At 33.9% G+C, this 16752-nt stretch carries 12 protein-coding genes; 7 read left to right on the top strand and 5 right to left on the bottom strand.

Features of this window, described 5'->3' with window-relative positions; genetic code table 11:
- The first annotated feature begins 72 nt into the window (after window positions 1–72).
- Complete coding sequence (odhB, locus tag RM697_RS04380; protein WP_311427028.1) at window positions 73–1284, top strand: 2-oxoglutarate dehydrogenase complex dihydrolipoyllysine-residue succinyltransferase; 1212 nt, start codon at window positions 73–75, stop codon at window positions 1282–1284.
- Window positions 1285–1361: 77 nt separating this feature from the next.
- Here the strand turns inward: odhB and RM697_RS04375 are convergent, their stop codons facing one another.
- The 5 genes from RM697_RS04375 to RM697_RS04355 all read right to left on the bottom strand — a co-directional run bounded on the left by RM697_RS04375 (window position 1362) and on the right by RM697_RS04355 (window position 10336).
- The gene (locus RM697_RS04375) at window positions 1362–3014 is read right to left on the bottom strand and encodes a G-D-S-L family lipolytic protein (protein ID WP_311426643.1); all 1653 of its coding nucleotides are present in this window, start codon (window positions 3012–3014) and stop codon (window positions 1362–1364) included.
- Window positions 3015–3035: 21 nt separating this feature from the next.
- Window positions 3036–5843 carry a TonB-dependent receptor gene (locus RM697_RS04370; protein WP_311426642.1) on the bottom strand — a complete coding sequence of 936 codons (2808 nt, stop codon included), beginning with the start codon at window positions 5841–5843 and terminating at the stop codon, window positions 3036–3038.
- A gap of 154 nt (window positions 5844–5997) precedes the next feature.
- The gene (glmS, locus tag RM697_RS04365; protein WP_311426641.1) at window positions 5998–7845 is read right to left on the bottom strand and encodes a glutamine--fructose-6-phosphate transaminase (isomerizing); all 1848 of its coding nucleotides are present in this window, start codon (window positions 7843–7845) and stop codon (window positions 5998–6000) included.
- Between the two features lie 3 nt (window positions 7846–7848).
- Window positions 7849–9504: a BamH family beta-barrel-assembly machinery protein gene (gene bamH / locus RM697_RS04360; RefSeq protein WP_311426640.1), complete on the bottom strand. Its 1656-nt coding sequence runs from the start codon at window positions 9502–9504 to the stop codon at window positions 7849–7851.
- A gap of 22 nt (window positions 9505–9526) precedes the next feature.
- Window positions 9527–10336 (bottom strand): glycogen/starch synthase, encoded by an 810-nt coding sequence (locus RM697_RS04355; protein WP_311426639.1) that lies wholly within the window; start codon window positions 10334–10336, stop codon window positions 9527–9529.
- A gap of 106 nt (window positions 10337–10442) precedes the next feature.
- Between RM697_RS04355 and panC the strand changes: the two genes are divergently transcribed.
- From panC to radA, 6 genes are all read left to right on the top strand, one after another.
- Window positions 10443–11294, top strand: a complete 852-nt coding sequence (panC, locus tag RM697_RS04350) for a pantoate--beta-alanine ligase (RefSeq protein ID WP_311426638.1) — start codon at window positions 10443–10445, stop codon at window positions 11292–11294.
- Window positions 11295–11307: 13 nt separating this feature from the next.
- Entirely contained in the window at window positions 11308–11658 is a 351-nt protein-coding gene (gene panD / locus RM697_RS04345; protein WP_311426637.1) for an aspartate 1-decarboxylase, read from the top strand.
- A gap of 3 nt (window positions 11659–11661) precedes the next feature.
- Window positions 11662–12627, top strand: a complete 966-nt coding sequence (locus RM697_RS04340; protein WP_311426636.1) for a lysylphosphatidylglycerol synthase transmembrane domain-containing protein — start codon at window positions 11662–11664, stop codon at window positions 12625–12627.
- Window positions 12628–12662: 35 nt separating this feature from the next.
- Window positions 12663–13811 (top strand): alpha/beta hydrolase, encoded by a 1149-nt coding sequence (locus RM697_RS04335; protein WP_311426635.1) that lies wholly within the window; start codon window positions 12663–12665, stop codon window positions 13809–13811.
- 78 nt (window positions 13812–13889) lie between these two features.
- A complete protein-coding gene (locus RM697_RS04330) occupies window positions 13890–15068 on the top strand; it encodes an alpha/beta hydrolase (RefSeq protein WP_311426634.1) in 1179 nt (392 codons plus the stop codon).
- A gap of 195 nt (window positions 15069–15263) precedes the next feature.
- The gene (radA, locus tag RM697_RS04325) at window positions 15264–16628 is read left to right on the top strand and encodes a DNA repair protein RadA (RefSeq protein ID WP_311426633.1); all 1365 of its coding nucleotides are present in this window, start codon (window positions 15264–15266) and stop codon (window positions 16626–16628) included.
- The last annotated feature ends 124 nt before the right edge of the window (window positions 16629–16752 follow it).

Here is a 16752-nt window from a genome sequence, read left to right as displayed (position 1 = left end):
GAGTAGGAATCCAAAAATAAAGTATCAAATGATAACATTCCTGCTTGCGCAGAAATGACAAATAAAGAGAATATGATTTTAGAAATGAAAGTGCCTTCTCCAGGCGAATCAATTACTGAAGTGGAAATAGCAGAATGGCTAGTTGCTGATGGTGATTATGTTGAAAAAGATCAAGCGATTGCTGAAGTTGATAGTGATAAAGCAACTTTAGAATTACCTGCAGAAGCAAGTGGAACAATAACTCTAAAGGCTGAAGAAGGAGATGCAGTAGAGGTTGGGCAAGTGGTGTGCTTAATTGATACAAGTGCAGAAGCACCTGAAGGAGGAAGTACTGCCTCTACAGAAAGTAATGAAGTAAAAGTAGAAACACCTAAACAACCCAAGCAATCTAAAAACGAAACATATGCTTCAGGTAGCGCAAGTCCTGCTGCTAAAAAGATTTTAGCTGAGAAGAGTATGGATGCTTCTCAAGTAAAAGGTACAGGAGTTGATGGACGTATTACCAAAGAAGATGCTGTAAAAGCTGTCCCTTCAATGGGTAAAGCAATTGATACAGACGGCAGAGGAACGTCCAGAAGTAAAATGTCAATGCTTCGTCGTAAAGTGGCTGAACGTTTAGTTGAAGCTAAAAATACAACGGCTATGCTTACGACATTTAATGAAGTAGATATGTCTCCGATTTTTGCATTGAGAAAAGAGTATAAAGAAACCTTTAAAGCAAAACATGGTGTAAGCTTAGGCTTTATGTCTTTCTTCTCATTAGCAGTTGTAAGAGCTTTAAAATTGTATCCTGCTGTAAACTCTATGATTGATGGTAAAGAAATGTTAACCTACGATTTTGTAGATATTTCTATTGCTGTTTCAGGACCAAAAGGATTAATGGTGCCTGTTATTAGAAATGCTGAGAATTTATCGTTTAGAGGTATTGAGAGCGAAGTAAAACGCCTAGCTATAAGAGCAAGAGATGGACAGATTACTGTAGACGAAATGACAGGAGGAACATTTACCATTTCTAATGGTGGCGTTTTTGGTAGTATGTTATCTACACCAATAATAAATCCTCCTCAGTCTGGTATCTTAGGTATGCATAATATTGTTGAACGTCCTGTAGCTATTGATGGAAAGGTTGAAATTAGACCAATAATGTTTGTGGCTTTATCTTATGACCATAGAATTATTGATGGTAAGGAATCTGTAGGATTTTTAGTAGCTGTAAAAGAAGCTCTTGAAAACCCAATTGAGTTGCTTATGAATAATGATATCAAAACTGCTTTAGAGCTCTAATATTTTAATGATAAATAATTGAATAAAAAAAGCACTTGTATTTACAAGTGCTTTTTTGTTTATATAAGGTTTGTTTTTTATTCTAAGCCTAATGTAGGAGAATAGTTTGTAGGGAAATCTCCAGCTTTAGCTACATTTCCTGAAGCCATAAAATTAGATCCAAATTGAGAATCTATAGCCTGTAAGAAACTATTTGCCATTAAAGCATATCCTCTTGCTGTTAAATGAACACCATCTAAACTCACTAAACCTCCAAATACTAAATCAGTATTTAAAAAGAAATCATCAAACTGAATTCCAACAGAAGATGCTTCAACAAGTACAGAATTTAAGTCTACTAAAGCTAAACCGTTTGCTGAGGCAGCTGCAGATATAGAAGCGTTATAAGCTTCTGTTGCTGCTGCAATTTCTGCTTGTTCAGTAGGTAATAAAACCCAAGTATCAATGAGTGGGTTTGTAACACCTTCAACTGAGAACTGACCAGCTAAATCAGGAGTTAAGCCTTGAGATACTAAGAAATTAAATGTATCTGTATTTACTGTTCCGATAACTGAAGAACTCGGTAATGTTAGTAGATCTTCAGCTGTGGCTTGTCTTGTTTGACCATAAATATTACCTAATAACGCAGCCACTAAAGGTGCTGCCTCTGGTGGTAAACCAAACTGCCCAATAAAAGCAGGAAATGCTGGATTACCTAATAAAGTATTGGTGATTAGCGTTGCAATGTTATCAATACTCTCATCTCTAATAACAACTGCACTAGCCTCAGTTTCTGAAAACACAATAGAACGTTGAGCTGCATTATCAATAGCACCTTGAGCTTCTAAAAATGCATAAGCGCCATTTAAAGCACCAAACAAAGTGTTTAAGGTAGGGATTAATGGCCCAAACGCCTCATTAGAAGGCTCTAATGGATTATGAGTTACAGTTGTAAAATAAGATAAACTTGTAATATTAGGAAGGTTAGCGATAGCACCATCTGCTCCAGTTGCAACTAAGGCATTAACCATAGTAGTTAAAGCAAAATCAAAAGTTCCAGTATCTGTTATAGGATTTGAACCATCACCACCAGAGGTTGCATAACCTAACACATCATTTCCACCAATTTCTGAAAGTGTAAAAAATGTTGGATTCTGAGCAACAGCCAGTTCTAACATTGAAGCATCAGGACTACTTCCTGTTAATCTTACTGCATAAGGGTTAGCTGCAGCTGGAAAGTTTGATAAGTTACCATATCCATTAGCAATCATATGAAAGCTCTTTGCTCCTGGAACTCCTAAGTTATTAAAAGGACCAGTTGGATTATTTAGAGCAATATCTGTACTTACTGTAACAGGTCCAATAATTGATTCTAAGGGAACAGGACCAGCACCTCCAAATACTAAACGAGGTTGCGTTATTCTGTTTCCTGCTAGTGCTAAACCACCAAAATTGTCATTCATTAATGGTTGATTATACTCACCACCTCCAATTTTGGCAAATTGATCTGACATTATATTTGGGAATGAATTTTTCTGCGAGGCAATAAATAGTCCGTTATCGGTAAAACCTGCAGTGAAGGAAGCACCAATGGATACAAACCTTGAGAAATCTGCTGAACCAGCTGTTAAATCTGGTAATATCACTTCTTCTTCATTATTTCTATCTCTTAAGTCTTCTAATGTTTCATTTTCACAACCTAGTAATCCCACAAAAAGTGCTGATAGTATTATATATTTAATAGTTTTCATCTTTAGTATTCTTTTTCGTTATTATAAATTGTTAATTGTAATAGATGCGTAATACATAGATCCTACTAAACCAGTACCAAAAGCTGTAAAGTATTCATCTTGAAGTAAGTTTGTAGCACCTAATTTAAAGGTAGACTTTAAACTAGGAATTCTGTAGTTAATTTGAGCATCTAATACATGGAAAGCTGGTACTTCTCCATCTCCAAATGATGCTTCCCAGAAATAGTTATCACTCCATCTCCAAGCTACATTGAATCCGAAGTTTTCAAATAAGCTAGTATTACCAAAACTTGCTTTGAATTTATGTTCTGGTGTATTAAAATTAGTTCTGAAATCTGGATTAGCTAATACATCAAAATCTAACTTTGTGTATGTATAGTTAGCACTAATATCAAAACCGTTAAATATTTTTGTTGAAACACCAATTGCTGCACCATAAGAATTCACATCTGCATCAGAATTGGTGTAGGTTTGGTATACTTGGCTATCACCTTCTGCTATTGCTGCAAGAGCTAAAGGCGTTGCAGTACCTGGAATAGTTTGCGTTAATTGAACATCTCCATAAAAAGGAGCTATTACAGTTTCATTAGCTAAAAAGTCTTGGTATTGGTTAAAATATGCAGAGGCATCTATAACAAAACCTTCTACTTTACCACGATAACCAACCTCGTATGAGGTTACCTGTTCTGGCTTTACAAGTCCAGAATTACCAATCTCAAGATCAGCTGGGTTTCCTGAAGCAGCAAAAGCAAGGACTGAACTTGCTAAAAAAGAATTGTTGTAAGCTCCTTGTCCATCAAAATCGATATTAGACTGACCAAGAAGAGCTGCTCCTGTAGCACTTAAACTATAGTTACGTATATCTCTTGCTGGGTTATCAGAAGCTCCACCAATTAATATAGCTCTACCAACATCTAATCCAATGTATAAATCTTGGGTTGTAGGATTTCTAAAACCAGTTTGGAACGATGCTCTAATATTATGATTTTCATTTACAGTTAAACCAGCAGATAACCTTGGTGAGAAAAACCCATCAAATAATTCTGATTTATCATAACGAATAGAGCCTGTAAGTTTTAATTGCAAATTTTCATTAATCTCAAGATTTTTCTGTGCCTGAGTATAAACACCAACTTCTGAATAATCTATAGGACCATCAGTATCTGTGTAAATTGTACCGAAAGAATTTAACTCATAGCGTCTGTAAGATCCACCAACTTGCAATTCAACAGCATCCCAAAGATGAGTAAAGTTATAGTTAGCATCTGCATGATAGATTTTAGAATTATCTTGGAATTTAGAACCAGTTGTTAAATCAGGATCATTAATACTATTATTGAATGCATTTTGGAATTGAGGAGTACCAGGAAGGAAGCGACCTGTGTCAGCTGCTTGGCGACCTGCAAAATGAGCTTGCGCATCGTTAGCTCCACCCAAAGTAGCGCCAATATAACTTGCTACATATTCTCCAAACCAAGTTTCATCATCTTTCCATGCTCTATTGATATTAATACCTGTAAATACCATATCATAAGAATCACCAGCTTTATCTTCTGTAACATAACCTCTTAAAAAGAAATTATCATTTCTAACTTCTATTTTATGTTGTTGTAAGAAAAAGTTCTTAATGTTATACCTATTAGCTCCTTGGTAAATGGTATTACCAGAACCAACTTTACCTACATATTGAATTTCAAAATCGTCTCCCCATGGTCTGAAGTATAATCCCCAATCTGCTTTTATACTTTCGGCATTATAGTTGGTTAAATCTGCTTCATCATAACCTGTTCTACTTACATCAACAGAAGGCACCAAAGTTGAAGATCCTGGAGGTGCTAAACCTAAGCCCTCTAATAGTTGCGCAACACCATTGATATTTGTACTTACTTCATCACCATATACATTTAAACCGTCATAATTTAAATTGTTTGCTCTTGTGCCTCCAACCATATCTTTATCTGTTATGTTGTTTGCGGCCCAATCAGTTCCTTTTAAATATCCAAAATTCACTTTTGCAGCAAACTTATCACTAAACTTATGAGCCATTCTGATTCCTAAATCAGTATAGTCATTATTTCCTGCAGCTTCTTGAGAAGTTATACCACGTTTAACATAGCCACTAATACCATCATTATCAAAAGGGCTTTTGCTTCGCATAAACAGAATACCATTGAATGCATTAGCACCATAAAGGGCAGATGCAGCACCTGGTAAAATCTCAACACTTTGAATATCAGTTTCTGTCATTCCTAATAAATTACCAAGTGGGAAATTCAAGGCTGGAGCAGAGTTATCCATTCCATCTACTAACTGCATAAATCGTGTATTAGCAAAAGTTGCAAAACCACGTGTGTTAATGGATTTAAACGTTAAACTGTTGGTGTTAATATCTACACCTTTAAGATTTTCTAAACCATCATAAAAATCGGCAGATGCCGTATTTTTAATTGCTTTTAAACCAAAACGTTCTACAGTTACAGGCGATTCAAAAATACGCTCTGGAGTTCTGGAAGCAGATATTACAACTTCATCAAGCTCAGTTCCTTCTTTCATTATAAAGTCTATCGTCTGAGGATTTGTTGTTACTTCTTGTGTTACTGTCTGAAATCCTACACTACTTACTTGAATAGTAAAAGGTGGATCTTGGTCAACAGATAAGTTAAAGTTACCATCAAAATCTGAAATAGCACCTGTTGTAGTACCTACTACGATAATGTTTGCTCCAGGAAGTGGTTGTCCATTATTGTCTTTTACAGTACCTTTTACTGTTGTTTGAGCAAAGGAATAAGCACAACAAAACAGCATTAAAATCTTTAGAATTGTCTTCATTTTAGGGAATAGTTAATTAAATATTATGCCAATATATATAAATATATGGTATTAAAAATAAATATTCCTTAAAAATTATGCATGCATAGTATTTATTTGATGATTTTACATCGAATAAATTGCTAAAATAGCATTTTTTATGAAAAATTTTGTTTTACTCAACCGTAACTGACTTAGCCAAATTTCTTGGTTGATCTACATTTTTATCTAGCATTACCGCAATATGATAAGATAATAATTGAAGTGGAATAGTAGTGAGTAAAGGTGATAATAACTCTAATGACTCAGGGACTTCAATAACATGATCTGCTAATTTTTTTACAGTAGTATCTCCTTCTGTTACAATACCTATAATCTTACCAGATCTGGATTTTATCTCTTCAATGTTACTAACTACCTTATCGTAATGTCCTTTTCTTGTGGCAATAACAACAATAGGCATATTCTCATCAATGAGAGCAATTGGACCATGTTTCATCTCAGCAGCAGGATAACCTTCGGCATGGATATAAGATATCTCTTTAAGTTTTAAAGCGCCTTCTAAGGCTACTGGAAAATTATAACCACGTCCTAGATATAAAAAGTTACTAGCATCTTTATAAATCTCAGCAATAGATCTTACATAATCATCAGATTCCAAAGCTTTTTTTACTTTTTCAGGAATGAGTTCTAACTCAATCATATGATGTCTAAACTCAGTGCTCGTGATCGTGCCTTTTGCTCTAGCTAAACGCAGAGCTATAAGTGTTAGTACTGTTATTTGTGTTGTAAAAGCTTTGGTTGAAGCAACACCAATTTCTGGTCCAGCATGTGTGTAAGCTCCTGCATCAGTTTCTCTGGCAATCGATGAGCCAACGACATTGCAGACACCAAAGACAAAAGCACCTTTAGATTTTGCAAGTTTTATGGCTGCAAGCGTATCTGCAGTTTCTCCAGATTGAGAAATAGCGATAACGACATCTTTATCTGTAATAACTGGATTTCTATATCGAAATTCTGAAGCATATTCAACCTCTACAGGAATTCTAGCTAAATTCTCAAAAATATATTCTGAAACTAAGCCAGCATGCCAAGATGTGCCACACGCAACTACAATAATTCGGTCAGCATTTAAGAAGGTTTTCATGTTATCCTCAACACCAGCCATTTTAATAATAGCGTCTTTGGGTAACATTCGACCTCTAAAGGTATCTTGAATTGCACTAGGTTGTTCATAAATTTCTTTGAGCATAAAATGGTCAAAGCCTCCTTTTTCTATTTGCTCAAGATTTATTTGTAGCTCCTGTATATATGGATCAACTAAAGAATCATCTTTAATTTTTCTAATCTTAACGCCTTTATTTCTCCTAACGATAGCCATTTCTTCGTCTTCTAAATAAATAGCATTCTTTGTGTATTCAATAAAAGGAGAGGCATCACTTGCTATAAAAAACTCATCTTCTCCAATACCAATAGCTAATGGACTCCCTAATCTTGCAACAACAATTTCGTTTGGTTTATTCTTGTCAAACACAGCAATTGCATAGGCACCAACAACTTGGTTTAAGGCAATCTGAACCGCTTTACCAAGCTTAGTATTTTCGTTCTTTTTTACATCTTCAATTAGATTGATAAGAACTTCTGTATCTGTATCTGACTTAAAAGTATAACCGCGTTTGGTAAGTTCCTTTTTTAGTGATTCATAATTCTCTATAATTCCGTTATGAATGATAACTAGATTACCAGAATTTGAATAATGAGGATGCGAATTTACATCATTTGGCACACCATGTGTTGCCCAGCGTGTATGACCAATTCCTAAACTACCTTCGGTGTTAATTTCTTTTGCTACTCTATCTTCTAAATCAACTACTTTACCTTTTGTTTTAGAGAGTTTTATGTTGTTTCCATCAAAAAGTGCTATACCAGCACTATCATACCCTCTGTACTCAAGCCTTTGAAGCCCTTTCATTATTATAGGATAAGCTTCTCGGTGTCCAATGTAGCCAACAATTCCACACATAGATTAGTCGTTTTCTGGTTCTGAATAAAAGATTTCTAAATACACTCTTTTATCTGGATCTGGATGATTATTTCCTGCTAAAATAGTACCTCTATGAGAAATTATTGAACTCAAAGGTATTTCTAGCACAGAAGAGTCATCACCTGTTAAAATATTGCCATGATTAAAACTCTCTTCAAGATTAACATTAGTAGAAACAGATAGTCCTAATTTTACATTAGTGGAGTCGTTTACTAGTAAGTTGGTGATGTGTTGAGTGAGTTTAAATTTATATTTAACACCTTCGCTTTGAGGATCATCATCATCAACACGTTCTAAAGGCCCAAGATGGTTAATGATTGAGTTCTCTGGATCTACACCATTATTAGCATCGAGAAAGTAGTCTACTAAAGGTGTATTGTTTTTTGCATCAAATAAGAATAATCTATTTGGTTCATCACCATTAACCAAAGCGTTGTCCACATAAAAGACTAAGTTTGCTTCGTTGATAATTCGTTTTCGACTCATAAATTTTCCATCAGCATCAGTATTAACAAATTCTTTTTTAAAGCTTTCAAAAGTATTGTCAGAGCTGTTATCATTATCTAAATCTTCACCACCAAAAAGTTTGATCTCTCCTAAAGCGCCTTCACCACCTTTTAAGTAAATTCTTTCATCGCCATTAACCTCATCACCATCAGGGATAATTGTTGTAAAATTGGTATCATAAAAGTTAACTCTATTGCCATTAAAACCTAGTGTGAATGTTGCATTTTCTCTTTCTTCACCTTCTGTAAAAGGATCTTGTGTGTAGTACAAAACAATATTTGCATTAGATGAATTAAAATTAAAATACATTAAACTTCCATCTGGAGTTAACGCTTCTGCTTTAATATACAAACCTCTAAAATAGTTGCTAAAATTATTGGCATTACTTAGAACAGGATCACCTTCCATATCTAAGATTTTCTCTTGCCAAAATTGATTATCTAATTTTAATCGTAATGAAGGTGCATTACGCTGAGTTACTTCATCATCTTCATCCCAAAGCTCTACAATATCGCTACTAGGGACAAAGTTATTAACATCAATAAAAGGTGCTGCATCTGGATCTAATAAGATTGGTGTACCTTCTAAATCTGATGGCGAAATATTATCTGAAATGGATGTTGCTTTATTAGAAAAATAACTCTGAGATTGGCTGAACTCTGAAGTAGGATCGAAATCTCTAAGAAAAAAATTGTTCTCATAAATACTTAATTTAATAGGAGAACTTCCGTATACAGAGTCTAACTCGTAAATAGGGAATCCATCTTCATCTACATCAATTGCTCTACTAAAATACGGCAAGGTAAGTACGACCGAATCTAATTCTACATTTTCACCAAAATCTGGAGCAATTACTGCCGAGCTCAATTGTGTTACTATGCTAGCTGTGTAGCTTCCGTAATTAGGATCATTATGTACACCAAGTAAATTAATGGGCATGTTATCCGTTTGTACAGGATCTAATTTATTTGTGTAAGCGATAACATTAAATTTTTCGCTATCGGTGTTAAAATTAGTAGCATTCTCATTATTAATAATGTCAGAATCTATACTTGCGAAATCTTTATCACAAGCAATAATTGTAGTTAACAGAAGTATTGTAAATACTGAATACCTTATGGTATGTTTCATGGTAATATAATTTTATCGCAGTTTAGCTTAACACTTTATTTTGATAGAATTCTGTATAGGGTTCAATAAATTCTTCTGGAGAATGGTACTCTAGCACAGGCTTGCCAGACTCTTCTAAATAATGTTTTAAATCATCAGGTAAATTATTTGACCCTTCAATTAGAGCATCCGAATAATCTATGGCAATTTTCATTAAGTTATTGAAGTTTGGTGTTTTTAAAATTTCAATTGCACTCTCTTCAATATTATCAAAACGAACTTTATCTATCATGGTCTTATCTAACGTACCATCGAAACTTTGATTGTATATAGAGGTCACAATTTTACTTTCAGAGAATAAAGGCTCGTCTTTATAGTACTCTTTAAGATAAACAGGAAGTAAAGAAGCTAGCCAACCATTAACATGAATGATATCTGGAGCCCAATTTAATTTTTTAACTGTTTCAATTACACCTTTTGCAAAGAATATAGCACGTTCGTCATTATCTGAAAAGAGCTTTCCGTCTTCATCAGTTAATGTTGCTTTTCTTTTAAAATACTCTTCGTTATCTATAAAGTAAACCTGAATACGTTCTTTAGGAATGGAAGCAACCTTTATTATTAATGGCATATCTAAATCATTAATAACAAGATTTATACCAGAGAGTCTAATCACTTCGTGTAGTTGATGACGGCGCTCATTAATGTTACCAAAACGCGGCATAAATATTCGTATCTGTCCGCCTTGTTTGTTTACCATTCTTGGCGCTTCAAAAGACATGGATGAAATCTCAGTCTCTGGTAAATAGGGTACAACTTCCGACGACACATATAATATTCGCTTATCCTTCATATAGTTTAACTTTGAAAAGTTTGTAATAAAACATGCAAAATTACGAATTTTTATGCAGATTGCCTTGAAAATATTAAGTTTGCAGGCTGTTAATTTTTTGTTAGCAATGAAAATATTTTACAACAAAAAAGATCTTAGAGCCTATTTAGGCACTAGCAGAAGTGATTCTGAAACCGTTGGTTTTGTACCTACAATGGGTGCTTTGCATGAAGGTCATCTATCTCTAATTGAAAAAGGACTATCTCAAAACGCGCTTGTAGTGGTTAGCATTTTTGTTAATCCAACTCAGTTTAATAATGCTGAAGACCTAAAAAACTACCCAAGAACTTTAGAAAGAGATGTTACATTACTTAAAACACTATCTAAAGATAAAATTGTTGTTTATGCTCCAACAGTAGAGGATATATACAGTGATTTAGTTATTTCTGAGTCCTTTAGTTATGATGGTTTAGAACATGAAATGGAAGGGAAATTTAGAGCTGGTCACTTTGATGGTGTTGGCACAATTGTTAAACGCTTGTTAGACATTGTAGAACCAGAATCAGCGTATTTTGGTGAGAAAGACTTTCAGCAATTAATGATCATTAAAAAGTTAGCAGAAAAACATAATATTCCTGTAAAAATAGTTGGTTGTAAAATCCATAGAGAAGTAGATGGTTTAGCCATGAGTTCTCGTAATGAACGCCTTAAGCCAGAGTATAGAAATGCAGCACCATTTATTTACAAAACATTAAAGTCTGCCAAGCAGAAGTTTGGCACAAAAAGTGCTAATAAGGTTACGGAATGGGTAATAAATCAGTTTGCAAATCATGGTCTATTAGAATTAGAGTATTTTACTATTGCAGATGAGAAAACCTTAAAGCCTATAAAACGAAGATCTAACACAAAAAAATACAGAGCATTTATCGCAGTATTTGCAGATGATATTCGACTAATAGATAACATCGCTCTAAAATAATTACCTTTGCCTCATGCAAATTCAAGTTGTAAAATCTAAAATCCATCGCGTAAAAGTTACAGGTGCAGATCTCAATTATATAGGTAGTATAACCATTGATGAAGATCTAATGGATGCAGCTAATATAATACAAGGTGAGAAAGTTCAAATCGTTAATAATAATAACGGTGAACGATTGGAGACCTATTGTATTCCAGGTCCAAGAAATTCTGGTGAGATTACTTTAAACGGAGCAGCTGCTAGGAAAGTAGCGGTTGGAGACACACTAATTTTAATCACTTATGCGTTTATGGATATTGAAGACGCTAAGGTTTTTAAGCCATCACTAGTCTTCCCTAATGAAGAAAATAATCTTCTAAACTAAACTTTGACACCCAAGCAAAAAAAAATACTAACCATTCTAATTCCTATTCTAATTAGTGTTGGATTAGTATGGTATTCTCTTAACAAAGTACCCTTAGATAAAATAATTGCTGAGGCTAAACAAGCAGATCTAAAATGGATTTTACTTAGTGTAGTTTGCTTAACAATTAGTCATATATCTAGAGCATATAGATGGTTATTTATGTTAGAACCTTTAGGCTATAATGTAAAGTTCAAAAATAGCATGATGGCAGTATTTGCTACGTATCTCATTAATTATGGTATACCAAGATCTGGAGAAGTAGCTAGAGCAACAATTTTAACAAATTATGAAGGTGTGCCTTTTGAGAAAGGTTTTGGTACTATCGTAGCAGAACGCATTGCAGATTTAATTGTAATGCTTGGGATTATTAGCATAACATTAATCTTACAATTTGATTTTATTATTGAATTTTTTCAAAAGAAATTCAGTATTAACACACTTATCATATTTGGCGGAGTTACCTTAATGTTAATTATCCTGTTTTTTGTTTTTAGAAAAAGCGAATCTGGTATAGCAAAAAAAATAAACGATTTTATAAAAGGCTTATTAGAAGGTGCTGTAAGTATTCTTAAAATGAAAAAGAAGTGGCCTTTTATAGCTCATACACTATTTATTTGGGGATTATATGTATTAATGTTTTACACAACTACCTTTGCGTTTGAGAGTCTAAAAGGTATTCCTATAGCAGCTGTCCTTATAGGTTTTATATCAGCGAGTTTTAGCATTGCAGCCACTAATGGTGGAACAGGCGCTTATCCAGCAGCAGTATATGCTGCATTTTCAATTTTTGGTATAGCAGAAGATCCAAGTTTTGCATTTGGCTGGGTACTCTGGGGTTCTCAAACCTTAATGACCATTATTTTAGGTGGTTTATCATTACTGTATTTACCTATTTATAATAGAAAGGCTAATGTAGCCTCCGAATAATTTTATAAATTGCCACTGCAATCAATTCTATATCAATGAAAAAGGCCTTTATCATCGCGCTAACACTTATCACAACTTCTTCTTCCTTAGCTCAAGCTATTTACGAGGATTTTGAATCTGAAAGATTAGGAGAAACACGTAAACTTAAAATTCAGTTACCACGTAATTTTGATAAAGAATATAAGTATGGTTACCCATTAGTAGTCGTTTTAGATGGTGATTATATGTTTGAGCCTGTTTCTGGTAATATTGATTATCAGGCTTATTGGGAAGATATTCCAGATTGTGTTATCGTTGGTATTAAGCAAAGTAAGAGTAGAGATTTAGATTTTCTTTATGATGAGTATAGTTTTTTCCCAACGCAAGACGGTGCAGATTTTTATGAGTTTATTGGTCAAGAGATTTTACCTTACATGAAAGTAAATTACAATACGTCTAATTTTAGAATAATTGTAGGCCACGATCTAGGTGCTAATTTCATAAATTATTTTTTGTTTAAAAACGAACCCTTATTTAAAGCATACATTTCTTTAAGTCCAGATTTAGCTCCAGAGATGGCAAGCAGATTACAAGAAAAATTTACTTCTATTACACAACAAACATTTTATTATGTAGCAACTAGTGATGGAGATATAAAGCAATTAAGGCAAGACATTTTAGAACTAGACAATAATCTAAAAGGCATAGATAATGAGAAACTACGTTATAAGTTCGATGATTTTTCAGATGCAAGTCACTATTCTTTAGTAGGAAGAGGTATACCCAAAGCATTAAATGATATATTCTATTTATACAGACCAATAAGCAGAAAAGAATATGATGAAAAAGTACTTACATATGAAGGCTCTCCTTACGAATACCTAATGAAAAAGTACGATGATATTAAAACCTTCTATGGTTTTGAAAAACAAGTTGTGGAGAACGACATTAGGGCTATTGCAGCAGCTTCAAAGAAAAAAGATAACCTAGATTCTATGCAGAATATTGCTAAGTTAGCAGAAAGGGAGTATTCAGATTCTATGTTAAGCACTTACTATTCAGGTATGTATCATGAGATGGCAGGCAATCTCAAAAAAGCATTACGACGATACCAAGCAGGTTTGCTTTTAGAGCCTTCTCAGTTTGTTGATAAAGATTTACTTTTAGATAAAATGTACGACTTAGAAGAAGAGCTTAAAAATTAAACGTGCATTTCATCGAAAAAATTTACTTATTATCGTTTAATTAGTATCTTTACTAACCCAACTCTAAACCTACTTATAATGAAAAAAGCATTAATATTGCTTTTTACCATGAGTCTATGTTTGCAAATTTCGGCTCAGGTAAGTTACGATGAACTCTTCTCGTACCAACTAAATCAGACAAGAGAACTTAAAGTTAAGCTGCCCAAAAATTATGATGAAAATGCATTACTAAAGCATCCTGTAATTATCGTATTTGATGGTGATTATTTATTTGAACCAGTGGTTGGTCAAGTCGAATTTCAAACCTATTTTGATGATATGCCTGGATCAATTGTAGTTGGTATTATGCAAGGAAACGAAAGGTTTTACGATAGTTATGTAGACGAAGCTACAGGATTACCAGTAGAATCTGGTGCAAATTTTTATGAGTTTATAGGTAAAGAGTTGTTGCCTTACATAGATAGTAAATATAATACCAGCAAATTTAGAGTAGCAGTTGGGCATAATAAAATGGGAAATTTTATTAATGCTTTTGCGTTAAAAGAGCTTCCTTTATTTCAAGCTTACGTTAATTTAAGCCCAGATTTTGTAGGCAATATGCAAAAGAATATTATTAATAGGTTACAATGGATGGAAAACGATTTTTTCTATTACATGGCAACGAGTGATAACGATATTCCTCAGATAAGAGATATGGTGTTAGAAGCCCATCTTTCCTTAAAAAATTTAGACAATAAAAAGGTTACATATTATTTTGACGATTTTAATAATGATACTCATTATACCTTAGTGTCAAGTGCCATATCTAGAGCCTTTGATAAAATATTCGATTTATATAAACCACTTAGAGAAAAAGAAATTATTGAAAAGGTTATTCCATATGAAGGGACTTTAGATGTATACTTGGCTGAGCGTTATGAACGCTTAGATGAGTTATTCGGAATTGAAAAACCAATACCAGAAGAAGAATTTGAAAAAATTGCTAAAATAGCTGAGGAACGAGAAGATATTGAGACCTTTAGAGGTTTAGGTAAACTTGCAAAAAAGCAAAATCCAGAATCCTTACTTGGCACATACTATTTGGCTCAGTATGCAGAGAAAAGTGGTAAAAATAAAAAGGCAAAAAAACTCTACGAATCTGCCTTAACTTTAAATGATGTCAGTCATGTTAACAGAGAGTTTATTTTCTCAAAGATAGACGAATTAACTATCGTTGATACAGACGATGAAAATGAAGAAGATGATGAAGAGAACTAAAATAAATATACCATCCACGGATTACTTCTTTGAAGCTCTCTATAAAAAAACAAGGCAAATGTTGGCAGATAATAAGCCATATAAATTAGCTGCATTTAAGACGTTAATGTTACTTCATTGGTTTAAGGATATCCATTAAAAAATAGTACTTTAGCCACTTAATATTTAGTTTTCACTACTTCAGATAACTAATTAATGGCTAAAGTAAAAACAACATTTTTCTGCCAGAATTGTGGCAGCCAATATGCTAAATGGCAAGGTCAATGTACTGCTTGTAAAGCATGGAATACTATTGTAGAAGAAGTTGTACAGAAAGCGGATAAAAGTGATTGGAAAATGTCGACTTCAGTTACAAATAAGCGTCTTTCTAAACCTTTACTAATTAATGAAATAGATTCAACCCAGGAAACGAGACTACAAACTAACGATAGTGAGTTCAATCGGGTTTTAGGAGGCGGAATAGTACCAGGATCTTTAACGCTTTTAGGAGGAGAACCAGGTATAGGTAAAAGTACGCTACTGCTTCAAATAGCATTAAAGTTACCTTATAAGACACTCTATATTTCTGGAGAAGAAAGCCAGAAACAAATTAAGATGCGTGCAGAGCGCATTAATCCAGATAACAGTAATTGTTATATTCTTACTGAGACAAAAACACAGAATATCTTCAAACAAATTGAGGCTACTGAACCAGATATCGTTGTGGTAGACTCTATCCAAACCTTACATAGCGATTATATAGAGTCGTCAGCCGGAAGTATTTCTCAGATTAAAGAGTGTACTACAGAGCTTATAAAATTTGCTAAAGAAACATCTACTCCAGTACTATTAATTGGTCATATTACTAAAGATGGACACATTGCAGGTCCAAAAATTTTAGAGCATATGGTAGATACTGTACTTCAGTTTGAAGGCGATCGCAATCATGTATTTAGAATCTTAAGAGCTAATAAAAATAGATTCGGATCTACAAATGAGCTTGGCATTTACGAAATGCAAGGCTCAGGACTTAGAGAAGTTACAAATCCAAGTGAGGTTCTAATTTCTAAAAAAGATGACGAATTAAGTGGAAATGCAGTAGCAGTAACTTTAGAAGGTATGCGTCCTTTACTTATAGAAGTTCAGGCGTTGGTGAGTACTGCAGTTTACGGAACTCCACAACGCAGTGCCACAGGATTTAACGCCAAACGATTAAACATGCTATTAGCAGTTTTAGAGAAACGCGCTGGTTTTCGTTTAGGTGCAAAAGATGTGTTTTTAAATATCACAGGAGGAATAAACGTGGATGATCCAGCAATAGATTTAGCTGTCATCGCAGCGATTTTATCTTCTAATGAAGACGAAGCGCTCCAAAAAGATTTTTGCTTTGCAGCAGAAGTAGGGTTATCAGGCGAGATAAGACCAGTTCAACGTGTAGAGCAACGTATTTTAGAAGCTGAAAAATTAGGCTACTCAGCAATTTTTGTATCCAAGTACAATACCATTTCCTTAAAAAATGCAACCATAAGAATCCAGAAGATTTCCAAGATAGAGGATTTGGTTAGGTTTATTGCGCATTAGTAGTTAGATACTTGTAGTGACTTTTCACAAAAAAAGGTGTCTTAAACATAAAGGTTCAACTTTATGAAAAACGCCAAACGTCTCGCATCTTTATTAATTTTAGTTCTACTTCTCAAGATTATAT

The organism is Microcosmobacter mediterraneus (assembly GCF_031846265.1).
Classification (GTDB): domain Bacteria; phylum Bacteroidota; class Bacteroidia; order Flavobacteriales; family Flavobacteriaceae; genus Microcosmobacter; species Microcosmobacter mediterraneus.
This window is presented reverse-complemented; position numbering and strand designations above follow the sequence as displayed.